Below are 21,559 nucleotides of genomic sequence, written 5' to 3'. Positions count from 1 at the left end.
AAAAATCGGTTTCAGACGGACCCTTGTGGGGTTGAAGCAAGCCAGTCCTTGAAACGCAGATTGACGATATCCAGTTTCAGACGGACCCTTGTGGGGTTGAAGCGATGGCTGGGCGTGCACGCTCACACCGGAGTCAGCCGGTTTCAGACGGACCCTTGTGGGGTTGAAGCGTCTATCCGAGCGAGACGAACGCGCTGAAAGAAATCGTTTCAGACGGACCCTTGTGGGGTTGAAGCGGGGGGCGGCTGCGGTTACGCAGCCCTCCTTTAGTGGTTTCAGACGGACCCTTGTGGGGTTGAAGCGTCCATGCACTCCGCCATGTAGTCACGAGCGTAGCGTGTTTCAGACGGACCCTTGTGGGGTTGAAGCAACCATGTCAGCACAGGCCTGATTCATCTGTTCAATGGTTTCAGACGGACCCTTGTGGGGTTGAAGCGAGCTGACGCTCGATACCGAGAACAACACGCCGAGTTTCAGACGGACCCTTGTGGGGTTGAAGCCGTCCGGCTGTTCGCCGTTGGCGGACAAGCGTTGGGTTACAGACGGACCCTCGTGGGGTTGAAGCGACCACACGGCGTAGGCTTTGCGCTCGCCGATGCCGGTTACAGACGGACCCTCGTGGGGTTGAAGCCTCATGCAACAATCAGCATACCGCAAACCCGGCGCTGGTTACAGACGGGCCCTCGTGGGGTTGAAGCTCGACTAAGAGATTCCCTTCGGCGTTCTCCGCGAAAGTTACAGACGGACCCTCGTGGGGTTGAAGCGGCATGATAGCAGTTAGTCGCGGCGAACACTGGGAGTTACAGACGGACCCTCGTGGGGTTGAAGCCAAATCACCGATATCGAAGTCGTCGTCAGCGATGGTTACAGACGGACCCTCGTGGGGTTGAAGCATGGTCTCGTGCCATCTCATCGTCCCTCGGATAGCAAGTTACAGACGGACCCTCGTGGGGTTGAAGCATGGTCTCGTGCCATCTCATCGTCCCTCGGATAGCAAGTTACAGACGGACCCTCGTGGGGTTGAAGCAACAAAGCCGGTATTGATGAATCCCTGCCATGCCAGTTACAGACGGACCCTCGTGGGGTTGAAGCGATTAACACGGATGACTGGGATTGGCTCACGGCCAAGTTACAGACGGACCCTCGTGGGGTTGAAGCCTCCATGATGCGCTCGTCGGTCCATCCCTGGTCGAAGTTACAGACGGGCCCTCGTGGGGTTGAAGCGTAGTCCGTTGCATACACCGCCGTCCCACCACACGGGTTACAGACGGACCCTCGTGGGGTTGAAGCACTGTGGGCTTCGCCGATGCCCAACTCACGGCGTAGTTACAGACGGACCCTTGTGGGGTTGAAGCGTCAGCCTCCTAGAGGACGTCGTCGACGCGCCGGCCGTTTCAGACGGACCCTTGTGGGGTTGAAGCAGTTGGGGAGGCATCCCCGGTATCGGAGTGCTTGGCGGGTTTCAGACGGACCCTTGTGGGGTTGAAGCCGAGTGCTAGTCATCAGCGGCGGCTTGCGCAATTGAAGTCTGAGCAACGTCCTGACTCGGGGACAGCGGCCCGATTCGAACCCCTGAGTGGTCCGAGTAAGATAGCTCTGAGTCCACAGCATGCGATGTAGTAGTTGCCTCGTGGCAATCGCTACAGAACGCCTCCAGGATGGGCCGCCATCGCGAGAGTCCCAGCTCGTCGAGAAGCTCCTGGTAGTCGAGATATCCGAGGGCGGCGTATTCATCCGGCGGGATGTCCAGCAGCCCAGAGTCATAGACTGGGCCCAGCAGGATGTGCGATGGATGGCCGGCCGGTGACCCAGGGTACGGAGTGTCGTCGTGGTACGGCTCGCTCACCGATGACGTCGACGACCACCACGGCTCCAGGTGTGCGACGAAGCCCTCGCCGGTATCTTCCACGAGGAAGAACGCCCGCAGCGTCTTGTGATGGCGGTTATAGGAACTCTCTGAAGTAATCTCGATGAGGTCCTGCCGGTCGAGTGGCTCGGTGCTCGCGAACAGTGCCGAGAGCATCCGTCGGGCTGCCGGCGGCAACGTTGGGAAGATCGCCTCGCTGGGGAGCGTGGCCAGCGCGGCCTCAACGGCGTCGACGTCGAGGCGGTCGGACACGCTATCACGCGATTCGAGGCTGTCGAGGGCATCTGCCACGAGGCAGGGGTCGGGGCCACGGTCGGCCGCCGCGAGCGCTGCTTCCAGACAGCGGGTGAGTCGGTCGAGATCCGCGCGATTGCCGTCATAGAACCCCTTGCGGTCGGCAATCTCCCGGACGAGCCCCCGGATGTGGCCGTGGGAATTGGCTTCCACCATCGGGATATCGAGGATGGCGGCGTCTTCGACGCCGGCGTCGACGCGCTCGCGAAGGCGAGTCGCTTCCTCGTCGACGGCCTCCTGGACGTCGGGCAAGAGGTCGGAGACGCCAGGGCCCGTGAAGACCCACGACGCCAGTAGGTCAGCAACGGGATCGGTGTCGTCGATATCGTATTCGGACCGCGCCCGGAGTTTCTGTGGGCGGTCCTCGATGCACATCCGATACCAGCTGTGGACGCCGTAGTCATCGCGATAGCCGGCCTGTTTGGTGATCGTGTAGCGAGCAAAATCGAGGAACTTCTCGTATTGATTCTCGTTACGCCGGAGCGCATCGGGATCGGGCAGTCGGATGTTGATGGTTACGTCGAGGCCGGCGGCGTCGTAGACGTTCATCGCGCTACAGAGCAGCCCGTGGAGGTCTCGCATCAGCTGGGCCTGCAGGCCGGAGTCGAGGTCGTCGAAGTCCCCAACTTGCGAGAGGAGCATGGACCGCACTGCGCCGATCCGTTCGCGCCAGTTGTCCAGATCTTCGAGTTCGTCACTGGAAAGCCAGCCGATTTGTTTGGCCTGAATGAGGACATCGTGGAGGTCGTTTTCGAACGTTTCGACGCCGTCGTGGGCCCGGTTCCACTGTTTCCCCAGTGCATCCGTATTTAATGCCTTACTGAGCATCCGATTGCTGAATAAGGCACCACACAGACGTCCCAGTGTTACGACGGGCCCGCCCCACTGCAGGATGACGAGCGCTTCGTCATCAAACGTCGAGATGTAGGACACGCGACCGTCGCCGTCGGGTGCGTCATCGTCGTCCGTCCAGTCGAGGATGTCCCCGTCGGCGAAGGTGACGCCGTCAACGCGTTTCGCGGCGGAAAACCGGCGGTGAAGAACCGGCGGTTCGACCTCGCGAGAGCCAGTGCGGTCGCCGAGCCACTGGACATAGCCAGACTCAGATGCGGAGCCGGTCGCGGCAAGCCACCGTTCGGCGGGGGGGTACCGGTCGCGCTTCTGGGCGGATACACTACACTTACGAGACCGTGAGGGGTGTCCGTAAGACGCCCCCGACAGCCGGGATTGGGACGGGTGGACAGGGTTACCCTCTCGGTCGACATACTGCTGTGCTGCTTCGCCGAGAGCGGTCAGCGAGACCTGATTCGAGGCGTGTGAGCGATCCACCGTGATGATGTCCTCGGCTTCGAGGAACGACACGTAGCGGTCGATGCTGCCGTCTGCATAGGCGATTGCGTCGTCTCGCTTGATAGCGCGAACGGAGCGCTCACCGTCAGTATCGAGATGTGCCAGCACAGTCAGCGGGCCTGTCTGGGACCGGTTGGTATCGACCCAGCCCCAGGCTTCCTCGTCCAGCTGGCCCTCGTCTGAGTCCTCGTCGACGTCCCCACCACGCCGGGAGGAGTATCCGGCCTCAGTAAGGAACGAGAAGCGCTCAGCCCATGCCGGGATGTCCGCTTCGTCATCGGCGTCGAGCGCCCGCAGCGTCAGCCGACGCACTCGCTGCCGGACTCCAGGCGACATCTGGAGGCGCACATCCAGAGCGTCGGCAAGGACATCCAACACCCGAAGGGCGCGTTTCACAGTCTCTCGGTCGGCTGCCGTCCAGGCCTCTCCGTCGAGAACGAACGTGACTGGCAGTGGCGTCTCGCGTTCAGCGTGCAGGGCGACTAACGAGTGTCGGAGTGCGTCGACGCCAGCGTTGAACGGCCCACGACTCGTGCCAGTAGTGGTGAGCGTTCGTTGAATCCGCTCGAATTGCTCGGTGCCTTTGAACCCGCGCTGGGCCCGATAACACTCGTTGTCCCACAGGAGCGCGTAGCGGGCCGCCGCGTCGAGGTAGGCGCGTGCCTCCTCGATAGCCCCGACAGAAGCGTCGGCCGCCTCGAGGCCAGCGACCTCTCCGGCGAGAACCTCTTGGACGAAGCGGGGCACCTCGTAGTTCGTCTGGCGCGGGTCCGAGGGGTCGGGTCCCTCTTCATGGAGAACTGCGAGGTCTTGGACACAGCGTGCCGTCATCGGGATGAGGTCCGCAAGGAGATCACCGAGCCACTCGGAGCTTTGTGGCGCCACATCATGGTAGGTGAGTCCGGTGATCGAGAGCTGACCCCGAGGGTCCAGTAGAGCAATTCCCGGTTCCTCCGCGGCGTCTGGATAGGCAGACCCGCGGAGCTGTGGTTTGTTCGCCACGTCGACGTCTACGTCGGGCCCGGAGTCCGGACGGGTTGTCGATGAATCAGACGTCGTCGACGTTGACGAAGACTCACCGCAGAGGTTATCGACGAGATCGTCGTCAAGACCCATCCCGTCGAGATACTCTCGATCGTCGATGACTGGGTCATCAGTAGCTTGGTCCCAGTACGCGCGTAGGTCAGCATCCGACTCATCCCGGCGTGATGCAAGGATAGCCGACCGTCGCTGCGCTGCGACCTCCCTGTCAGCAGCCGACGCGAGTGAACGGAGGCGCTCCCGGCTGTGAGTCCGGCCACAGGTTGGACAGCAGGCTTTCGAGTCACCTGACTCGTCGATGATCCAGAGTGCCGAACAGTCTGAACAGCCGACAACGTGGAACGTCATGGCATCCCTCCTGGGAACCCTCTCTGGGTGGAGTTTCGCCCAGTGGAGAGCGACAGCTCTCCCCGTGGCGCTCCCGAGAGGGGCTGAAGCGTACCGGTCAGTATGTAGTCTGCGGCGTGCATCTTCGTATCAGCGGCTCACGACGGTCTAGCGGCTCTCTGACGACACGAACAGACCCGAACTGCGTAGAGATGGCTCTCGCTGTTCGGGCACAACGCTTATTCTATCTCGGTCAGAAACAGTAGGTGAGATCAACGCACCTTGCACAGGTTGAGTGCGGCTCACCTTCTCAGCCGAGGTCGGTGGCACGACCCCGGCATCCTGCCTCTCACCGATTAGCGGTGAGTGTCTTCTCTGTGCTTGATGTTGAATCGGTTTGGTCGGCTGTGTGTTAAATACGTCGGCTATTGCAACAGGTTGCGTCAGACGTGCGTCTGACGATTTGCAGGCTCTCATCGTGCCACCTCCGCGCTGACCTGCATCCGCAGACGTTCAGTCGCACTCTCGCTGCGGGCGTGTTCGTCGAGGACGATCACGTCGATCACGTCGCCGGATCGGGGCCACGCTTCCACGACAGCGACGAGATCGCCGTCGGCGACGGTCGACCTATCGATAGCTCCGTAGAGATCACGAATGAGCGCCCACGGACTGTCGAGTGCAGCCTTCGCGTCAGCTTCGTCTTCCGGGACCCACTCCAGCACAGAGCCGTGCTGATTGCGACGAGCACGGACCCGCAAGCGGACTGGGTCAGACATCAGTCTGCCCCCGCGTTGCATCTCTGGCAGCCGCGGACCAGTTGTGACAGTCGAAGCACTGGGTTGCGTGTGGCTCGTCGCGCGATTCTGGTGCGCCATCGTACCACTCTCGGTCGACATCACTGGGATCGAACGATTCCCCACACATCGTCAGACCGGAAACCCACTCGAAGCAGATCCCGGAGTGGCCGTTATCGAGGTTGACGCACCAACCGGTCGGCGTCAGTGTTTGATCCACCTGCGCGCCAGTCACCGTTCGCTCACCTCGATAACGTCGAGTTCGACCGTCTCCCCGCAGCCGTCGAAGTCAGCGCCCCGAGATGGATGCGGAGCGTAGCACTTGCCGTTGATCGTCGCTGGGGGATTCTCCACGTCGACTCGTCGGGGCCGAACATGGGTCGCCCCACAGCCCGGGCACTTGACCGTGACAGCCGCGTGAGTTTTACTGCTCATCGTGACCTCCCGAGCTGTCGGTTTCCGTGTTTGACTCGTGGGCCTGCCGGATCTTCTCTCGCGAGTTTTTTAGACTGGTTTCTCCGTGCGCGGCTGGTATTTGCGGTTTTGCCGTCCCGCTGATTATCGCCGACAGCAACTCTTCTCGGATTGTGTCTGGTTTTTCCGCGCGGAGATCAAACTCGTCTGGATCAACCTCAAAGTTGGTGATGAACGATATTGTTACGGTGTTCCTGTATTCGGCCCCGTCATCAATGGTACCGCCATCAGTCAGAAGGGTCGTCTGTTCACTGTCGGGGTCCTTTTCAATCCCGCGTTCGTCGTCGCCGCCCCACATCCGGATCTCGTCGCGGCAGCCCTGACAGAGTCCTTTCGCCACGTTGTCGTCGTTCTCGATGGCGTCGAAACACCGGCCACAAGGCTCCTCGTAGCACTCTCGGCAAATCGGGTAGTCTGACTCGTCAGGAGCCGGGACAACGAGGTCGGCCGTCTTGTCACAGAACGGATACCGTGCGCACCGCACAGTTCCGTCCGTAAACTGCTCACACATCAGCAACTGGCACCTCCACTGTCCCGTCGAAGTCGAGAATACTGATCCGAGACTCTTCGTCGTGCTCTCCGTCTGTGTCTTCGATCTGGTCGCCAGTCGCAGATTCGAACGCTTTCGAGTACTCGCGCTCCGGATACCACAGGTTGGGCATCCCTCTTGGCATATCCACGTGGTAAACTGGGGCTTCCATCTCGACTATCTCAGGGCCGGTATCGCTCTCAGACATCCCAATCACCGGGACGGACCCCGTTGTCGACGGCACAGGAATGGCAGGCCGGAAACGTCGCTTCCCGGCTATTCCGCCGCATCGTCACGTCGTAGTCCGCTTCATCTTCGCAATCGTAGGAACAGGTTTCCGAGTTGGTGTGTTCGCTGACATCCTCAACGGAGTCAGCACGGACAGTTCCGTTTTCGTCGACAGTCTGGCCGCCGTCAGTCGAGACGACCTCTGCCGCTTGGACCGACGACCAGTAGCTGTCGATCGCCTGGATGAGCTCCGCATGATCTTCGCCAAGGGCCAACCCACAGTCTGAGCAGTGTTTCGGGCCACCCATCGACTGCTTCCACCGGTCGCCGCCACACTCAGGACACTCTGGTGGCTCTGCATCGGTTCGGTTCCGCATCTCCGTCCAGAGCTCTCGTCGCCGATCCCAGACCGAATCACGGTCAAGAGCCGTCCCAGACTGAAGCTGTTCGTACGCCTCGTTCCACTCAGCGACGAGTGCGGCCTTCGAGAGGTCTTCGACAGGCCGATCCGTGATTTCGTGTTTGACCGTCATGCGAAATCACCCAGTCCAGTGGCCCGAGGCTTCCGTTCAGTGTCGATTCGGTCTTTCGAGACGGTCCCGATGGGGTAGTCATCGTTCGCGTAGCCGTGCAGTTGGTCGACGACGGTCTCGAATGGCCCAAATGCCCCAGCAACTGGTTTCTGCTCCTGGCACTTCCAGGTGTAATTGTAGCACCAGAACGCGAGGTCGCCGGCCTCGACGGTCACGAACATCGGGTTCGGATTTGAGTCGATCCGGACCGCTCGACTGTCGGGGTTCTCCCAGAGCAGTTTCAGCGCTCGTTCGGCGTGGTGGTTGCACTCCGTTGCGTCCGGACGGAGATCGTCTCGATCGGGGACAGTCATCGGCCAGTGTTCACCTCCGGCAGCTCCGATGCAAGGGCTTCGCCGCTGTCGGTCAGCCCGTAGAACCGGCCCTTTTTGACCGATTCAGACACCAGCAATTCGACGTGACCTTTCTCTCTAAGCTCCTGGAGCGCTCGGGAGATGTGCGCGATATCGCGGTCGGTTTCCTCGGCGATGGTTGAGGGCGCTGCGGGGCCGTCCTGGAGTGTTTCCATGACGGCTTCTCGGTTGGCGCTCGATGCGATGTAGGACAGTTCGTCGTAGTTGATACTCATGCCAGATCACGCTCCTCAAGCAACTCGTCACGGCGGCCGTACAGCGCCTCACTGTGGCACTTCTCACATGGCACGCCACTGTCCAGCCGGTCACGTGCAGCCTGTGTGACTGCTTGTGGATCGTCCACTTCTGTGAATCCCGTCCACTGCTCGTTGGCAATCGGGAAGTAGTGGTCAGCACAGTAGAGGTGGAACTCTGCCTGGTCGTTCCACCAGATGTGTGTCGCCTGCGGGAGGTCGTCGTCGTCCAACTTGGCATCGATAGCCTCCATCAACCGGTCTTGAGCGTTAAAGAACTGCTCTACTGTGCCGGGTTCTGCTTCGGCAAGGTCGACACCTTCGAACGATTTGAGTTCGTCGAGGATCGCATCGATATCGCCGTCGGAGACGCGCCCGCCGTCAGTCTTCAGCTCACGAACCGGGCCGCCGATACCGGCCACCGCGTCGGCGTCGGGCCAGCGCTCGTCAAGCGACCGGCCGTCAACATCGTAGTGGTTGCCGTGGCCAGCGGTCATGCTGACTCACCGCCAAACTCTGGGCAGTCGTTGTTGAGGTGCTTCGCGAGGGACTGCTGGGGATCGATATCACTGTCACAGAACGGACAGCCCGTAGCAATGACCGCGTTCCCGCGTTTCTCGATGGCCATCTCAGCAGTCACCTCCTCGTCTAGACACAGCAGTCAGCACCTGCTTGGTCTCACGCGTGCGTTTTGTAGACTCATCACCCTGAGCCAGTGCCAACAGCGCCGAACACGCATCCAAACTCGCTTGGCTGTGGCTGCGTTCGTAGCCTGGCCGGGAAAGGACGGTCTGGCAGTCCTCAATGACAGCGGCGTCGGTGTCGGCTTCGGTGAGGAGTCGTTTCGCGGTTTGGAGCCGACGCTCCTGTCGGTCCTGTGCGGTATCGTTTTGTGGTCTGGTTGTCTCGGTCATAATGCGGTACGCGACCGGGTCAGCGGGGCCCCAACCCCGGTGGCTCAATTTTAGTAGCCTATTACTCCCCGGCAAGTCGCGCATATATCTACTAAATAAGCTCCCCCCTAATAGTTCCAACGCCGGAACTATGCCGAATTTGGAAGAGAAAGGGACCAAAATTGCCTTTGAACATGGCGAATAAAATTGCCAGCAGTGCCTGGCCCAGAACCTGCTGATGACGATATTGTATTTCTTAGGCAGATTAGAATTCGGCCAGAAGGATTTGCGACTGCATCCGATATCGTGGACGAAGTTGAGGTGGGTCAAAAACAAACCAGAAACCGTCTCAACCAGCTTGTAGAGGATGGTTTGCTGAACGTGCGGACTGTTGGTACAACCAAAGTATACTGGCTTAGTGACGAAGGCAAGCGGGCCCTGATGGATGCAGAATCCTAAGGACGGTCGTGCCAAACTACTGAGTTTGCACCAACCTCTCTTTTGGACAGCTGATCGTTCGCTACAAGGCTGTTCAGTCGCTTTCTGATGGTTCGCTTGCTTACTGATGAGAACTCTTCCGCTACATCGTTGGTTGTGACGAACGGGTGACTGTTCTCGCGGACGAATAGAAGGACTTCTTTTTCGGTTGGTCCTTTCATATTCGGCCCCCTCTTGGAGTTCATTGAGTAATATATTATTCCAGCGTTGGAAAGGTTTTATGGTGGTTGGGGCACTATGTTTTTGATAGGAACAGACGCGCCGCTGGGCGATTTCGTGCTTTCGAGAACGCGAATCGCGCCGGGTGCTGGAACACCAGGCGCGTCGGTTCCACTGCGAACCATGAGTAAGTCTGCTTCGCCGACTAGTAAATCTGTCGGCACGACTGACGCACATCCGCAGGAACGTATTGCCCGTGAACTGCTCACGCAGGGCTGCCCACTGTTCTTGGGCGTCGACGGCGAAGGCGCGGCCCACTACTGGGACTCGTACGAGTTCGCCGTGGCCGTCGTCGCTCGCGACAACCGCGCCGAGAAGGTCAAACTCGCAGACACGCCCTATGAAACACTCGCAGGGTGGTGCGAGTGCACGCAGGACGAACGCGGCTGGGCCGTTGGCCCACACGTCGGGGGCTCGCTCGTCGACGATCTCGCGCGGAGGCTGAATGCATGAGTAAGAGCGTTCGCTGTACGGTCGAGAACCGCCAGCGAGTCCAGCGTGCCGCCCGGGCGCTCCGGGAGACGGCCCCGACCGCCGTAGTCGAAACGACGCCGCCGGTGCGCTCCGAGTACGACGCCTGGACGCTCGATGCCGTACTTCGTGAGACCGAGGGTGTCCCGCCGGAAGTGCTCCGGGAGCTGGCACTGGCTGGACTGATGCTCCAGCCGACGCCCGCCCAGAACCAGCACCAGCATCTCGTGGCGACGGCCTGAGCGCGACAGCGATACCTCTACCTTTTTGTTCAATTGCGTGCGTGTTTTGCATGGGTTGCGATGGTTTCTGAACTCACCCACTGACTGACCGCGACCCCGCGCCGGGACCTGTTCAAGCCAGGTCCCACGACGGCGCGAGGTGGTCCACTGCTGTATACAGTGCTTGCCGACGGGTAGGAGGCTATTAATACCCCCTTGCATTTCCGCGAGAAACAGATGCTGTGTTATTTGATAGCCGTTTCAATGAGGGACTTTTTACCCACACCGCTCAAACCGGTTTTTCGAGAAAGCGTGCAGGAGACAGACTATGTTAACGATTTTGACCTGCCGTATGTTCGTCTCCGAGTCCACATCGAGACAGCCAATGGGGACGTCGAGAAGTTTACTATCCAACTCGAATACAATGTTGCACTCGTCGGTCCTGGCAAAAACGACTGGGGACCGTTAGCTCGATTCGACCACAATCCACATTCAAAACGCGGTCATGATGTCACTCAAGAGGGCCTACATTTGGATTTGATAGACCCTGACGGGACGAAATATAAGGTCCGGCGTGGTTTCCCGAATAAACCCATCAACGACTATCCGAAACACTGTGAGCTGTATCTCTTAGACAAGTCTCGGCGATTAACTCTCGATTTCGAACGCAGAAACAACCTCTCTGGAAAGTACTACTCGCCCTGATTACCACTCGTCTTCGGGGACCGTCTCTAGGTCGTCAAGGTCAGGGAAGTCGTGTTCATCGGCTTCGAATTCGGACACAGGCCTGCCCGTCATCTCCGCCAAGACTTCAGAGACGGACTCAGTCCGGTGCTTTGGTTCGTTAGGTTCTGTTTTTGCCATATTCGGTCCCATACCCGTTTGCGTACATACTTACTTAGTTACCTACCGACACAAAGTATTGACGGGCATTATCTACCCCGTTTTTAACCTCTAAGTAGGTCGTTCCCGTCGTTTTCAGATTCACAAACAACTCATACGTCCAGTGGCCGGGCCACTGGACAAGCAAAGGTGGTTAGCTACCTTGCAGACGGTGCGATTTCCAGATCCGAAGCAACAGCGCGGTCACAGACTCGGTATTCTCTGTGCCGATTTGCTCCGAGGACCTCGATCAGGTCGTACGCTTCCAACTTCGAGAGCTTATTCCGTCGCGCTCGCTCGCCGATCGGCGTTTGTTCGGTACTTCGATACAGAGACTCAGCTGTCTTCTCGTAGATATCATGCAGCTCCGAGGGAGCCAGTGGCCCGTGTCGCCGTACGAGTTCGTAGACCACGTGATGATGGAACGGCAGCGATGCGAGATGTTCCTCGCGGAGTCGCTGGTCTGCTCGGTCAAGTGAATCGTCGATATCCTCGCTACGAATCTGGCGATGGCGACGGTCGTGTGCCAGCTCGGCGGCAGCCCGTAGCGCGAAGATTGCTCGCCGAGCCTTCCCTGCAGTCATGTCAGCGAGTGTCCGCAACTGGTCCTCATCGATCACGCCGGGCTGAAGGCCGACCTGCCGACGTTCCTCAAGGATGTCCGCGAGTTCGTCGACGCCGTAGGTCCCTAAATCAACGATGTTGCCGACGAACCGATGCCGAATCGAGTCGTTGACGTGCGAGAGCCAGCCGTCATCATCGTGGCAGACGACAACCATCGAGAGTCCGTCGACATCGGCAAGCCGATCCAGTGCATGAGTGAATGGGAGATCGTCAGCCTCGTCGAGGACCACAATGGTCGGCTCGTCGACGCGCTCTTGGAGCTCAAGACAGAGATCTTCGCGAGGCATTGTCGAGTGCGGATCTGGTCCCGGGAGATCTTCGAGGACGGCACGGACAATACCTGCCGTCGACTTTCCCAGACAACCAATACGTGCGTGTTGCACGGCGGTACGCTGTGTGAGGTGATTGAGTGCGTACCGAGCAAAAATCGTCTTGCCGACCCCTTGAGGACCGTGAATTAGAATATCGTCAGCCTGCTGACCGCGGACTACCGGCTCAAACGCATTCGTCACGAAGTCCATCTCGGCTTCGCGATGACGGAGACGACGAGGGAAATATGTGTCCTCGAAAACGTGCGTTTTTGTTATCATTCTGTCTTGGCTGAGGATAGACGAGTATATAAATTCGGCTTGTATTTCCGGGAGAATCAGATAGCGCTTACTTATCTACACTATCGGTTAGACCCATCGGACAACCATTTCGCGGTTATCCCTGACGATCCCGTCCCAGAGAACCGATAATTCGTCTGCTGTTGCGTCTTCTGGAACAGCAGCAATAATCAGTCCAGACTCAGACACCCCTCCGGACAGCCGACTGCCACTGAGCCGATCTTGTTCATAAAGGTTTGCATCAGGGCGCTCAAGAGACCCGTTAAATTCCCAGTAGTCGTACTTTTCACCATCGTACTCAATGTATAAATTTCCGTTTGTTGGTACGTACCCACCGTCAGAATCGGTTTTGAACGCGACTTCGGCAGCCGCGAACTGCTTACCAGTTGGTGGCTCCTCTGAATTCCCATACTTCGGCGTAATTGTAGACGGTATTATTCGGAGATCTGATGCTGTAACGCTAGTCCCATCCGGTGTTGTGTAGGTGTTCCCTAACTGACGCTCAGGAGGTGTGTATTTGACTGAAACCGTCTCAATTGGGTCAGAAAGTTCAGGGATCGATATCTCATACGTTGCCTCATCGTCGGCATGGCTGGGGTATGGCACTTCGATTTCGTGTGCTATCGTTTCGTCCCCTGGCACTTGGGCAGTGGATTCTACAGGCGAATCAAGGAATCTCGTATCAACACGGAAATCCAACTCACCAGGCCCTGCCCCAGTGTTTTCGATGGTTACAGTCAGCGTTACATCAGTGTATCGTGGAGCTGATTCAGGGGCATCAACAGATTCAATTGATAGATCCGGCAGGTCCTCGGCATCCAAAGTAGCGGTCCAGGACGCACCGGATTCGTCCGTCCGACTCCAAGAGATCACCGCTTCGCTCGTTGTTTCAGGGACTGTGAACAGCAGCCAGCCCTCGGAGACAATTCCGGGTCGTGCATCATCGGTTGATGAATACCAGGAACCAGCAACCGGTGTTGTCAGCGATGTCTCAGCTGTTCTCCCCCCATATTGTGAACTACCAGTAATGGCAACAATGGATCGTGTTTTTGGGTGCGTTACTGGACTATCAGCGGTCGTTTCAGCTCTGAAACGGACCAATAGCTGCGCTTTGTCAAACCCGGCCCAGTACCGCGCTTTCTCAGTCTCTAACCGTTTCAGCAGTCGTGCATCAGTGACAGTGATTTCCATACCACTGACAGTCGTTGCGTCACCGACGGTGAGTGCATCAGATGCGGACTCAGACACTGGCGTGGTGCCAGAATTCGTCTCTGTACTGTTCGTCGACGTGGAGCATCCAGCAAGTGCAACGGAGGTACCGAGAGCGGAGAGGAGGTTGCGTCGCTTCACACCGTTCCATCTTATTCAGGTATAATGAATTTTTAGCACTCAGTTGGCACTCAAAGAGTACCCAAGTCCCAGCGCGAAGACGCAGTAGTTGATGACATCCATGATCTCTTCGAAAACAAGTGGGACTGGTACGACGAGGAAACTACTGATTATCAAGCTCGTTATGAGTTACGGCACGGTGAAATCGACGGGGAAGCCCCGCTCCCAATGAACTGCGACAACCCCGATATGCAGCGGCACTGCATTGGCAAATCGTTCTGTCCATACAACATCTACCAGAGCTTGCCCTTCCCCGAGTCGATGTACGACCAGCTCGACGACAGTGGCAGCACGGGTCAGTACCAAGCCTGACATAGACGGGAACCGAACCCAGTCCGTTGCTGGTGCTTCCTTTCTGACGCTCACTACGCCCACACGGTTTCGTGTAGGACCACTCCCGTTCTTGATTTGCCGGCTAAACCTATTAGAGTTCATACTATTGTATAATCACTTCGGCTCAAACAGCCTCTTTGCTGATAAATCAATGTTTCAGGACGCTATACCGGCATTTTCTCAAACATGGATCTATTCGCTCTATCTCAGTTATGGGAAAATGCCGTAATCATCCGAATACCAACTTCATGAAGCAATCACAACAGTGCTTACTCATTTCAGCTATCTCAAAGATAGGAAAACACCGAAATCATCCGAATACCAACTTTATGAAGCAATCACAACAATGTATCAGCAAATATTACGTAACAGATTTGGGGAAATGCCGAAATCACCCGAATACCAGCTTTACGCGGCTATCACAACACTGATAGCATGGTTCTTAGCCCTCAAAAACGCCCATAATGTCCATGAATACCCTTCTCAGTGCCTTCTATCCCATTTCTCATCCAATTTCTTTCGGAATAAATAATCACAACAGCATTTACGGATTTAGAGCTAATCAGAGGATATTTAGAGCGTTCTAATCTTTTCATGGCTCGCGTATTGTTGGGGTATTTGTCCAAAGAGAAGGGGGACAATACGACAATACGGAGGTGAAGCCAGAGCCGACCGGAAGTGGGCTTCAGACGAGCGCCAAGGGGGCGACCCCCAAGAGGGGCGAACTATCAGGATGGCTAGACAGGTGCGACAGTGGGACCGACAGGCTGGTGACACAGCAACGGGCCGCCGGCAGTGCAGACTGAGGTCGGACAGTCGACGTCGTCGACGGTGGGACAGTCGGCTGGGGCGAACCCAAAGTGAAAGCGAGATCGCGACGACTGGGTGGGCGGCCACCATGGCGACAGAGGAGGTGGACTGACTCGAGGATCAGTGGGAAGAGTCATCTTGCACACGGGGTGGTGGGCCCTGGAGACAGCGTAGGGCACAGTGGGGCAGACAGTAGACACTCCATAGGGAGAGACGCAATCCTATCAGGTTCACAACACAGGCACTTTCGCGCGTAATCGAACGAACTCATCGTCGCCTGGACGGCCGGGGACAACACTCGAAACAGGGGGCGTTCTTTTAGCGGAAACGGTGGGGTGTCAGCACTCGGTGCAACGACCGGCAACACGACCGCAACGGCCGTGGCCTCACTCGGCGTCAACCGTCGCCAAGGTTTCAGCGCGCTCCGGGCCAACACCATCGATTGCTTTGAGGTCCGCAGCGTCAGCAGCGACGAACTCGCCGACTGTGTTGAACTGCCGAGCGACCTTGCGGGATATCTCGTCGACCACCCCGAAGCCGTTGAGTGACCCAAACATATATTTTCAGAGTGTTCGTAATATCGGATATGAACTCCGCAATGGAGGGGTTTGTTTTCGTGGCGGTGCTTATCTTCCTCACATTTGCGTACTATCTCTATACGGTCTATCAGGACGGGTACGACCCACTGGCACTGATTAAAACTGGTAAATTGATTGAACGCTAGTCGTCTGGTTCTTTCAGTTTTTTTGCCGGGATTACTACGATCACTCCAAGTATCAGCAGACCTGCTGCTGGAAACCCGGTCAAGTAATCAGACACCGCCACGGGGCCAGGTCTGAATACGCCGATCAGCGTTGTACCAGAGGCTGCAACGATGATTGACCGCAGTGCATCATCCAGTGTCAGCCACTCTAACAGCCCCGCAGGCCCTGACACTCGCTCGGACTTGATACCAATCACGAGGATCAGGAGGCCGGCAATCGGTGTCCCGTACACCCGTAGCAACTCGGTGTTCTGTGTGTCGACCGCGTACAGCACCGATAGCGACGTGCCGATGGCGACGACACCGATTCCATTAACCCGCGAAAGATAGTTCCAGATATTTCGAGTGGTGAAGGTCTGGATCAATACCAGCAAGCCGACTAACCCCAGTGCGGTAATAGCTGCTATAGTCGCCAGTCCAGACTCAAAACCGGTCAGCTCAGCAGTCTGCTGAGCAACAGTCGAAAACAGTGTTGTGAATGCTTGTATCATACTATTTCAGATTGCCCTCCGGTCGACGGCCGGGTCCGTTTCATCGCCCCAGTAGGCTACCAACTGCCCGACAGCAAGACTCGACAACGCGAGCCCCAGCCACCACAGCATCGGGCCGCCGATCCCCACGAGCGCCAGCCCGACGACCAACGCGCCGAGCTTTCGCGGGTGGCCGCGGGCTTCGGCAACCCACGAGCCCTCGGGCACAATCACGAGTCCTCCCCCAGCGCCCGGTCAAGACTGTCCCGCATCCCGGCCAGCACCTCGTGGCCGTCCTCGGTCACTGAGTACGTTTCTCGTCGCTTGTTCGGTCCCGACGCTTCGACCAACCCCTTCGCTTCCAGTTCCGACAGCTGTTCCCGGACCCAGCGGTCACTCGTGTCGAGTCCCTCCTGCGCTTTCTGTGCGATGAGTCCGCGCCAGCCGTCGCCGTCGTGGGCTTCGACCACCAGCAGGCAGGTCTGTGCGACCGGCGAGAGGTTCGCGAAGGCCGCCCAGTCCGGGTCGTCCTCGACGCCATCGAGGTCCGTCATTACAGCACCTCCGTTGAGAGCCAGTCGACGGCCCTTTTCCCGGCCACGTCCCACGCGGCGCCAGCCCCAGAGACGATATCACCGATCATCTGGCCCACGTCGACGCTGACCCAGCCCGTCGCCATCCCCAGCACGAGCGCCCCGACGGTGAGCGCGCCAAACGTCGCGACCGTGCCGACGGCCGCCACCAGTCCGCCGATGATACTCTTGATGCGCCGGAACTTGTACCCGCCGTACACGACGGCTGTGACCAGCGCGACCTCTTTTCCGAACTCCGCAACGAGTGCGCCGAACCAGTCGAACATCAGTCGTTACCCCCACGGAACTCCCGGACGAACACGCCCTCGACTGGTGTCTGACACAGCTCCCAGTCGATCCGCTCGCCGGGATCGGGCGCACGGTCGGAACGCATCACGACGACTGGTGCCCACTCAGCCATCGGCCGCGTATCTCGCCACGGCAGCCACTGGTCCAGCCGACTCGGAGCGTCGTCGTTCAAGACCACCACCGTATCCTCGCCGGCCAGTCGTTCGAGGTCTTCGCCGGTTCGGTAGCCCCTGCGGGTGCTGCTGTCCAGCACTTGCACGACCTCGCCGTTGGCGAACATCAGTCGTCACTCCCTCCGTTGCCGCCACTGCCACGAGCGATGATATTGACCTGCGGCTGGTCGTCATCGGGCGAGTTGTTCGCGCGGTACTCCCGCACGAGTTGGATGACCGCGTAGCCGGCGATGACCAGCACGATCACGAACGCATCGGAGTTCACCAGCGCTGTCAGCAGGTCGCCCTCACCGAGCCATTGCAGCGCCAAAACACCGAGGACACCGACAATCGCAATCCACCGGGCCGTCGTGAACTCATCGATCCGCTGCAGGAATACGAGCGACCCGATAGCGAGACCGGTGACGGCCAGCATCGCGCCCAGTTCCGGCCCGATATCGATGTAGCCCGACTGGATGGCGGCCACCAGTGCCGCCGCGCCGACGGCGCTCGTTAATATGGTGTTCTCACCGAGCGTGACGATGGCGTCACCGAGGGCTTCGATGCCGCTGACGACACCGTCCTCGACGAGCCCGCCGACGCGGGGCAGCTGTCCGGCGGCCGACCCAGCGCTGGTCGCGAGCGAATCGACAACCTCGCGCGAGCGCTCGGGCCGGCGGCCGATCACGAACAGCATCGCAATCGACCCGAATAGTGCGACCAGCCCGACGAGGTTGCCCTGGTCGGCCGCGCCGAAGATCGTCGACGCGCCGCCGGGGTTCGCCGTCGGTGCCGATGCCGTTTTGACCCGCACCACCGAATCGATGTTGTCCTGTGGCACCGTCATCGGTTCGCGGCCCTGAACACGGTCGAAGCGCTGGCTGGTGTCTACCTCATAGACGCCGTACCACGTCTCTTCGGTCGCGCCCAGATATTCGACAGTGAACGACTCGCCGGCCCGCTGGCCCGGGTCGACGGTGAACGCCGGGCTGGTGGCGTTCGTTCGCTGTTCGGGCACGCTCGCCCGAATGGTCCCGTTGACCGGCGAGAGTTGGACCGGTGCGGCCCGGACGCCGACCTCGCTCCCGCTGACCGCTTCCGGGAAGTGCACGCGCTGTTCGTGGCCCGTCGAGAGTTCGGCATAGTCGCCTTCCGCCGAATAACTCTCGTTGACGCCGTAATGGAGTTGCTGGGCTTGCGAGGTATTCCCGACGCTGATGTAGGCATCACTCGCCCAGCTGTCCAGCCGGACCCGCGAGTTCAGGTCGGTCCCGACGGGCGTGGCTTGCATGACCGTGACCGCGCCGTTATGCACGTCGATCTTCGAGCCGACCGACCGGAGTTCGACGGTCGTGCCCTCTGGAACGGTGCCGCCGGTCAGTGCGGCAATGTCGACCTGCAGTTCCGTGCCCTGCATAGACCGGGCCGACGCCGGCACTTCGGTCCAGCCGCCGGACTGGTCGAGCCGCACTTCCAGCGTCCGCAGCGAGATGATGTTCTCGGCGTGGGGAATCGTCAGCGTGGCACTCTCGCGGCTGGAGAGGTACGTGCGAGAGATATTGTAGCGCTCGCTGAACGCTTCGTTCTGGAAGGTGACAGCCCGCTGTGTCGTCAGTTCGTGGTGGTAGTCGACTTCGACGGTGGGCGCGGGAGCATCGCTGCCGGTGTCGCCGTCGCCAGCGACGACGGTGACGTTGTTCTGGCCAGACTGTAGCCAGCTGCTATTCGCGGAGAGTGTCGCCGTGTCGTCTTGCCCGAGCGTGCCCGACATCCGCACCGGCTGGCCGTTGATGATGACGCCAGCGTCCTCGGTGACGGTCCGCTCGGTGTAGCCGATATTCACGTCGACAGCGCCCGATTGCGTGCCGACGAGTGCCTCTGTCACGGCGCTGTCGAACTCGTTGATTTGGACGGTCTGGGATTCGCCATCGTTGAGTTGGCCGATGTACTCGGCTTCGGCCGTGCCGTCGTTGTCGATATCAAGCGACGGGTCCTGCGTGACCGTCGTCACAGTCGAGCCGGCTTCGACGCCGACTTCGTGGCCAGTCGACACCTGTGCGGTCTGACTGCCCGGTGAAATATCCGTGACCGAGCGCGTGACCGTTTCGCCGTCCATCAGGACGCCGCTATAGGACGCATCAGCGGTCCCGTCGTTGTTGATATCGAGCGACGGGTTCTTTGTGGCCGTCCGCTCGGTGTAATCGATATCGGCGTCGACCTGTCCACCGTCGGTCATGACCGTCGCCGTGTGTGAGCCTGTCGGGATGTTCGATGCGTCCACGGTGGCCGACTGCGAATCAATCAAGATACCGTTGTAGCTGGCATCGGCGTTCCCGTCGCCATCGAGGTCGATGCGCGGGTTCTTGCTGGCAGTCCGGTCAGTATAGGAAATATCGTAGTCGACAGATGCCGATCCCGTTGTGTCCGTAGATATATCGACAGATGACGCTGCTGTGGACAGGTCGAGTCGTTTGGTTTGGGTCTCGCCGTTTGAGAGGCTTCCCCATGAGGCTGCTGCGCCGTCGTTAGTTGTGATAGACACCGAGTTTACCGATGTGTCGACCGTGCCACTGGCCCACGGGCTAATATCGACGTGCCCACTTGCATAAGACCGTGAGTATTCGGTAATCCGTATTTCATATGTCTCACCAGCTGACACAGCAGGATTGCCAAATCCAGTAACGGTCTGTGTGCCGGTCTGATACTCCAACACTGATGAATCGTATATCCCACCGATTTTGGTCCCGCTTGAGTCATATACCTCAAGTCGCTCGAAGTTACCGTTCGTCCCGCTGGCACTCTGCACGTCGAAGGAGACCTGTGTTAGCTTGCCAGATGTTTGGGGAGTCCACGACAAGTTAGCTGACCCACCACTTGTGGCGTCGATAGTGGTCGGAGTGCCTGTTTTGCTCCCAGTTGTCTCTTTGACAGGCGGGCTGTTTGCGGTCACTGTGACGGTTGGATTGTTGCCGGTCCCGTCCGTTGGCTCTCGATTCCCGGTCATGGGGAGCGACCGAGTAACCGATGACCCGGTAGTTCCGGTAATCGAGTGCGACGACCGAGACGAGTATCCCGAAAACGTCACTTCGGCGTTGTTCGCGGGAATAGTGCCATCAACAGTGTGGGATATCGTCGCCCCGTCAGACAGACCGTTGTGTGACAGGCTCTCTGTACTCGTTGTTGACTTGCCGATGAACGTCGCCGAGACATCTGTGGCCGGCTGATTCCCGTCGACGCTGTAGTCGACAGTCCCACCGTCCGACAGCGTTGTCGAGATCAGTCCCGCGTCCGTCGTGGTCTGTTCGACGCCCGTAAACGTCACTTCCGGGTTCCGTGGCGCGAGGTTATCGCCAGCGACCGCCAGCTGGATCGACTGTCCGTCGGTCGCGCCGATGACCTGTTTCGTGTCTCGCTCAGTGTTGACCTGTCCGGTCAGCGTTATCTCGGGGTCTGTCGCACTGTCGAGGTCCCGAACCTCATACAGGTGCGTCGTGCCGGTCGTCGCCGGCTGGCCGTCGATCTGCAGTGTCCCGCCGAACGTGATCGTGTTCGTCGAGAACCCGCTCACCCAGAACTGTGCTTCGCCGTTGCGGACGTGAATCTCTTCTTGATACACCTTGCCAGATTCATGCACGACACCGACGACGGCTGGCACCGACCCGTGCTGGTCTTTGAGCCAGTCCGTCGAGACGCCGACCCAGCGGCCGTCATGCGTGCGGTCGTCGGTCAGATTCAGCGCGGGCTCGCCGTCGACGGTCGTTGTCGACGCCCGGAGTGTCTGTGCGCCCGCCGATGCCGACAGCGACGGTTCGGTCGTGTTACTCTCGACGTGCGTCTCTGGCACGGTCGACAGTGGTTCGTCCGGGTCGCGCGGCGCGGTACTCAGTTCGTCGAACGGATTGCTGGCTGGGTTGGTCGGCGTCGACGCTGACTCTGCCTGTTGGTCGTCGCCAGTCGGCGTCGAGTAGACTGTCCCACTGTTCGCGTCCTCGGGTGCGTTCGACTGTGGCGCGAACAGCATCGGCGCGGCGACGGACACGATGACGACCGCCAGCGCCATGCCGACAATCGACAGTTGTTCACTCGACAGTGGCAGGTCATCACTGTCCATCAGCCACACCTCCAACAGGGTTCAGGGGGGTCCCCCCTTCCGTTCCTGTTCCAGATACGCGCGCGTAACGAACGGAACTTTTCTTCCGCTCGCGGTGATCGGTGCCGCTCGGCCCGCCAGCCGGGCCGCCGCAGCCGGCTGTCGTGAACTT

The 21,559-nt window shown here is 59.1% G+C and carries 26 protein-coding genes, 1 pseudogene and 1 CRISPR repeat array (1 of these 28 cut by a window edge); of the genes and pseudogenes, 4 read left to right on the top strand and 23 right to left on the bottom strand.

The window, feature by feature from the left end:
• Positions 1–1,489: direct repeats of the CRISPR family, unit length 26 nt; unit sequence CAGACGGACCCTTGTGGGGTTGAAGC (it extends 1,631 nt beyond the left edge of the window).
• Between the two features lie 6 nt (positions 1,490–1,495).
• The 13 genes from RR_RS00475 to RR_RS23095 all read right to left on the bottom strand — a co-directional run bounded on the left by RR_RS00475 (position 1,496) and on the right by RR_RS23095 (position 9,635).
• Positions 1,496–4,900, bottom strand: a complete 3,405-nt coding sequence (locus RR_RS00475) for a DUF5817 domain-containing protein (protein WP_011222208.1) — start codon at positions 4,898–4,900, stop codon at positions 1,496–1,498.
• A 452-nt stretch (positions 4,901–5,352) separates the two neighbouring features.
• Positions 5,353–5,655: a hypothetical protein gene (locus RR_RS00470; RefSeq protein WP_232508498.1), complete on the bottom strand. Its 303-nt coding sequence runs from the start codon at positions 5,653–5,655 to the stop codon at positions 5,353–5,355.
• The gene (locus RR_RS00465) at positions 5,648–5,908 is read right to left on the bottom strand and encodes a hypothetical protein (RefSeq protein WP_049938407.1); all 261 of its coding nucleotides are present in this window, start codon (positions 5,906–5,908) and stop codon (positions 5,648–5,650) included. Before RR_RS00465 ends, RR_RS00470 begins: the two co-directional genes overlap by 8 nt.
• Positions 5,905–6,108: a hypothetical protein gene (locus RR_RS21995; RefSeq protein WP_011222205.1), complete on the bottom strand. Its 204-nt coding sequence runs from the start codon at positions 6,106–6,108 to the stop codon at positions 5,905–5,907. The genes RR_RS00465 and RR_RS21995 overlap by 4 nt, the downstream gene beginning before the upstream one ends.
• Entirely contained in the window at positions 6,098–6,658 is a 561-nt protein-coding gene (locus RR_RS00460; protein WP_011222204.1) for a hypothetical protein, read from the bottom strand. The genes RR_RS21995 and RR_RS00460 overlap by 11 nt, the downstream gene beginning before the upstream one ends.
• On the bottom strand, positions 6,651–6,884 hold the full coding sequence (locus tag RR_RS00455) for a hypothetical protein (RefSeq protein WP_011222203.1): 234 nt from the start codon (positions 6,882–6,884) through the stop codon (positions 6,651–6,653). Before RR_RS00455 ends, RR_RS00460 begins: the two co-directional genes overlap by 8 nt.
• Positions 6,877–7,437, bottom strand: a complete 561-nt coding sequence (locus tag RR_RS00450) for a hypothetical protein (RefSeq protein WP_011222202.1) — start codon at positions 7,435–7,437, stop codon at positions 6,877–6,879. Before RR_RS00450 ends, RR_RS00455 begins: the two co-directional genes overlap by 8 nt.
• Positions 7,434–7,790, bottom strand: coding sequence for a hypothetical protein (locus RR_RS00445; protein ID WP_011222201.1), 357 nt, complete (start codon positions 7,788–7,790; stop codon positions 7,434–7,436). The genes RR_RS00450 and RR_RS00445 overlap by 4 nt, the downstream gene beginning before the upstream one ends.
• Positions 7,787–8,065 (bottom strand): winged helix-turn-helix domain-containing protein, encoded by a 279-nt coding sequence (locus RR_RS00440; RefSeq protein ID WP_049938406.1) that lies wholly within the window; start codon positions 8,063–8,065, stop codon positions 7,787–7,789. The genes RR_RS00445 and RR_RS00440 overlap by 4 nt, the downstream gene beginning before the upstream one ends.
• Positions 8,062–8,580 carry a hypothetical protein gene (locus tag RR_RS00435; RefSeq protein ID WP_011222200.1) on the bottom strand — a complete coding sequence of 173 codons (519 nt, stop codon included), beginning with the start codon at positions 8,578–8,580 and terminating at the stop codon, positions 8,062–8,064. Before RR_RS00435 ends, RR_RS00440 begins: the two co-directional genes overlap by 4 nt.
• A complete protein-coding gene (locus RR_RS22895; RefSeq protein WP_011222199.1) occupies positions 8,577–8,711 on the bottom strand; it encodes a hypothetical protein in 135 nt (44 codons plus the stop codon). Before RR_RS22895 ends, RR_RS00435 begins: the two co-directional genes overlap by 4 nt.
• Before the next feature lies 1 nt (position 8,712).
• Positions 8,713–8,997: a hypothetical protein gene (locus tag RR_RS00430; protein WP_049938421.1), complete on the bottom strand. Its 285-nt coding sequence runs from the start codon at positions 8,995–8,997 to the stop codon at positions 8,713–8,715.
• Positions 8,998–9,431: 434 nt separating this feature from the next.
• Positions 9,432–9,635: a DeoR family transcriptional regulator gene (locus RR_RS23095; RefSeq protein WP_171814221.1), complete on the bottom strand. Its 204-nt coding sequence runs from the start codon at positions 9,633–9,635 to the stop codon at positions 9,432–9,434.
• Between the two features lie 181 nt (positions 9,636–9,816).
• Here RR_RS23095 and RR_RS00425 point away from each other — a divergent pair, with 181 nt between their 5' ends.
• Positions 9,817–10,146, top strand: a complete 330-nt coding sequence (locus RR_RS00425; protein WP_049938420.1) for a hypothetical protein — start codon at positions 9,817–9,819, stop codon at positions 10,144–10,146.
• Positions 10,143–10,406 carry a hypothetical protein gene (locus tag RR_RS00420; RefSeq protein WP_049938405.1) on the top strand — a complete coding sequence of 88 codons (264 nt, stop codon included), beginning with the start codon at positions 10,143–10,145 and terminating at the stop codon, positions 10,404–10,406. The genes RR_RS00425 and RR_RS00420 overlap by 4 nt, the downstream gene beginning before the upstream one ends.
• A gap of 684 nt (positions 10,407–11,090) precedes the next feature.
• On the opposite strand, the gene RR_RS22175 is transcribed toward RR_RS00420, so the two are convergent.
• The 3 genes from RR_RS22175 to RR_RS21990 all read right to left on the bottom strand — a co-directional run bounded on the left by RR_RS22175 (position 11,091) and on the right by RR_RS21990 (position 13,690).
• The gene (locus RR_RS22175; protein WP_171814220.1) at positions 11,091–11,249 is read right to left on the bottom strand and encodes a hypothetical protein; all 159 of its coding nucleotides are present in this window, start codon (positions 11,247–11,249) and stop codon (positions 11,091–11,093) included.
• A gap of 176 nt (positions 11,250–11,425) precedes the next feature.
• Positions 11,426–12,481, bottom strand: coding sequence for a Cdc6/Cdc18 family protein (locus tag RR_RS00410; RefSeq protein WP_011222195.1), 1,056 nt, complete (start codon positions 12,479–12,481; stop codon positions 11,426–11,428).
• Positions 12,482–12,568: 87 nt separating this feature from the next.
• Positions 12,569–13,690, bottom strand: coding sequence for a hypothetical protein (locus tag RR_RS21990; RefSeq protein WP_011222194.1), 1,122 nt, complete (start codon positions 13,688–13,690; stop codon positions 12,569–12,571).
• Positions 13,691–13,930: 240 nt separating this feature from the next.
• Between RR_RS21990 and RR_RS21185 the strand changes: the two are divergent.
• Positions 13,931–14,200, top strand: a pseudogene (locus RR_RS21185) (primase-associated protein); the annotation flags it as partial.
• 1,217 nt (positions 14,201–15,417) lie between these two features.
• On the opposite strand, the gene RR_RS21180 reads toward RR_RS21185, so the two are convergent.
• Positions 15,418–15,588, bottom strand: coding sequence for a DNA-binding protein (locus tag RR_RS21180; protein WP_011222192.1), 171 nt, complete (start codon positions 15,586–15,588; stop codon positions 15,418–15,420).
• Between the two features lie 29 nt (positions 15,589–15,617).
• Between RR_RS21180 and RR_RS22170 the strand changes: the two genes are divergently transcribed.
• Positions 15,618–15,755 carry a hypothetical protein gene (locus tag RR_RS22170; protein WP_011222191.1) on the top strand — a complete coding sequence of 46 codons (138 nt, stop codon included), beginning with the start codon at positions 15,618–15,620 and terminating at the stop codon, positions 15,753–15,755.
• Here RR_RS22170 and RR_RS00405 read toward each other — a convergent pair.
• The 6 genes from RR_RS00405 to RR_RS22725 are packed head-to-tail and all read right to left on the bottom strand — an operon-like array spanning position 15,752 to position 21,408.
• Complete coding sequence (locus tag RR_RS00405; RefSeq protein WP_011222190.1) at positions 15,752–16,285, bottom strand: hypothetical protein; 534 nt, start codon at positions 16,283–16,285, stop codon at positions 15,752–15,754. The genes RR_RS22170 and RR_RS00405 overlap by 4 nt on opposite strands.
• 6 nt (positions 16,286–16,291) lie before the next feature.
• Complete coding sequence (locus RR_RS00400) at positions 16,292–16,492, bottom strand: hypothetical protein (protein WP_232508497.1); 201 nt, start codon at positions 16,490–16,492, stop codon at positions 16,292–16,294.
• A gap of 2 nt (positions 16,493–16,494) precedes the next feature.
• Complete coding sequence (locus RR_RS00395; RefSeq protein WP_011222189.1) at positions 16,495–16,818, bottom strand: transcriptional regulator; 324 nt, start codon at positions 16,816–16,818, stop codon at positions 16,495–16,497.
• Positions 16,818–17,123, bottom strand: coding sequence for a hypothetical protein (locus RR_RS00390; protein ID WP_011222188.1), 306 nt, complete (start codon positions 17,121–17,123; stop codon positions 16,818–16,820). The genes RR_RS00395 and RR_RS00390 overlap by 1 nt, the downstream gene beginning before the upstream one ends.
• Entirely contained in the window at positions 17,123–17,425 is a 303-nt protein-coding gene (locus RR_RS00385; RefSeq protein WP_049938402.1) for a hypothetical protein, read from the bottom strand. The genes RR_RS00390 and RR_RS00385 overlap by 1 nt, the downstream gene beginning before the upstream one ends.
• A complete protein-coding gene (locus tag RR_RS22725) occupies positions 17,425–21,408 on the bottom strand; it encodes a beta strand repeat-containing protein (RefSeq protein ID WP_011222187.1) in 3,984 nt (1,327 codons plus the stop codon). The genes RR_RS00385 and RR_RS22725 overlap by 1 nt, the downstream gene beginning before the upstream one ends.
• Positions 21,409–21,559 lie beyond the last annotated feature (151 nt).

Origin of the sequence: Haloarcula marismortui ATCC 43049 (genome assembly GCF_000011085.1) — an archaeon.
In the GTDB taxonomy this organism is placed as follows: Archaea; Halobacteriota; Halobacteria; order Halobacteriales; family Haloarculaceae; genus Haloarcula; species Haloarcula marismortui.
Note: the sequence above shows the minus strand (reverse complement) of the source record. Positions and strands in the feature narration are given on the sequence as shown.

What these genes read in the sequence shown, in the direction of transcription:
- RR_RS00455 (WP_011222203.1), bottom strand. Translation starts at nt 6,884, where the DNA reads ATGTCTGAGAGCGATACCGGCCCTGAGATAGTCGAGATGGAAGCCCCA.
- RR_RS00420 (WP_049938405.1), top strand. Translation starts at nt 10,143, where the DNA reads ATGAGTAAGAGCGTTCGCTGTACGGTCGAGAACCGCCAGCGAGTCCAG.
- RR_RS00385 (WP_049938402.1), bottom strand. Translation starts at nt 17,425, where the DNA reads ATGTTCGCCAACGGCGAGGTCGTGCAAGTGCTGGACAGCAGCACCCGC.
- RR_RS22895 (WP_011222199.1), bottom strand. Translation starts at nt 8,711, where the DNA reads ATGGCCATCGAGAAACGCGGGAACGCGGTCATTGCTACGGGCTGTCCG.
- RR_RS00395 (WP_011222189.1), bottom strand. Translation starts at nt 16,818, where the DNA reads ATGACGGACCTCGATGGCGTCGAGGACGACCCGGACTGGGCGGCCTTC.
- RR_RS21990 (WP_011222194.1), bottom strand. Translation starts at nt 13,690, where the DNA reads ATGGAAATCACTGTCACTGATGCACGACTGCTGAAACGGTTAGAGACT.
- RR_RS00440 (WP_049938406.1), bottom strand. Translation starts at nt 8,065, where the DNA reads ATGAGTATCAACTACGACGAACTGTCCTACATCGCATCGAGCGCCAAC.
- RR_RS00470 (WP_232508498.1), bottom strand. Translation starts at nt 5,655, where the DNA reads ATGTCTGACCCAGTCCGCTTGCGGGTCCGTGCTCGTCGCAATCAGCAC.
- RR_RS22725 (WP_011222187.1), bottom strand. Translation starts at nt 21,408, where the DNA reads ATGGACAGTGATGACCTGCCACTGTCGAGTGAACAACTGTCGATTGTC.
- RR_RS00405 (WP_011222190.1), bottom strand. Translation starts at nt 16,285, where the DNA reads ATGATACAAGCATTCACAACACTGTTTTCGACTGTTGCTCAGCAGACT.
- RR_RS00410 (WP_011222195.1), bottom strand. Translation starts at nt 12,481, where the DNA reads ATGATAACAAAAACGCACGTTTTCGAGGACACATATTTCCCTCGTCGT.
- RR_RS21180 (WP_011222192.1), bottom strand. Translation starts at nt 15,588, where the DNA reads ATGTTTGGGTCACTCAACGGCTTCGGGGTGGTCGACGAGATATCCCGC.
- RR_RS00425 (WP_049938420.1), top strand. Translation starts at nt 9,817, where the DNA reads ATGAGTAAGTCTGCTTCGCCGACTAGTAAATCTGTCGGCACGACTGAC.
- RR_RS00430 (WP_049938421.1), bottom strand. Translation starts at nt 8,997, where the DNA reads ATGACCGAGACAACCAGACCACAAAACGATACCGCACAGGACCGACAG.
- RR_RS00475 (WP_011222208.1), bottom strand. Translation starts at nt 4,900, where the DNA reads ATGACGTTCCACGTTGTCGGCTGTTCAGACTGTTCGGCACTCTGGATC.
- RR_RS00445 (WP_011222201.1), bottom strand. Translation starts at nt 7,790, where the DNA reads ATGACTGTCCCCGATCGAGACGATCTCCGTCCGGACGCAACGGAGTGC.
- RR_RS00450 (WP_011222202.1), bottom strand. Translation starts at nt 7,437, where the DNA reads ATGACGGTCAAACACGAAATCACGGATCGGCCTGTCGAAGACCTCTCG.
- RR_RS00460 (WP_011222204.1), bottom strand. Translation starts at nt 6,658, where the DNA reads ATGTGTGAGCAGTTTACGGACGGAACTGTGCGGTGCGCACGGTATCCG.
- RR_RS00435 (WP_011222200.1), bottom strand. Translation starts at nt 8,580, where the DNA reads ATGACCGCTGGCCACGGCAACCACTACGATGTTGACGGCCGGTCGCTT.
- RR_RS00390 (WP_011222188.1), bottom strand. Translation starts at nt 17,123, where the DNA reads ATGTTCGACTGGTTCGGCGCACTCGTTGCGGAGTTCGGAAAAGAGGTC.
- RR_RS22175 (WP_171814220.1), bottom strand. Translation starts at nt 11,249, where the DNA reads ATGGCAAAAACAGAACCTAACGAACCAAAGCACCGGACTGAGTCCGTC.
- RR_RS23095 (WP_171814221.1), bottom strand. Translation starts at nt 9,635, where the DNA reads ATGAAAGGACCAACCGAAAAAGAAGTCCTTCTATTCGTCCGCGAGAAC.
- RR_RS21995 (WP_011222205.1), bottom strand. Translation starts at nt 6,108, where the DNA reads ATGAGCAGTAAAACTCACGCGGCTGTCACGGTCAAGTGCCCGGGCTGT.
- RR_RS22170 (WP_011222191.1), top strand. Translation starts at nt 15,618, where the DNA reads ATGAACTCCGCAATGGAGGGGTTTGTTTTCGTGGCGGTGCTTATCTTC.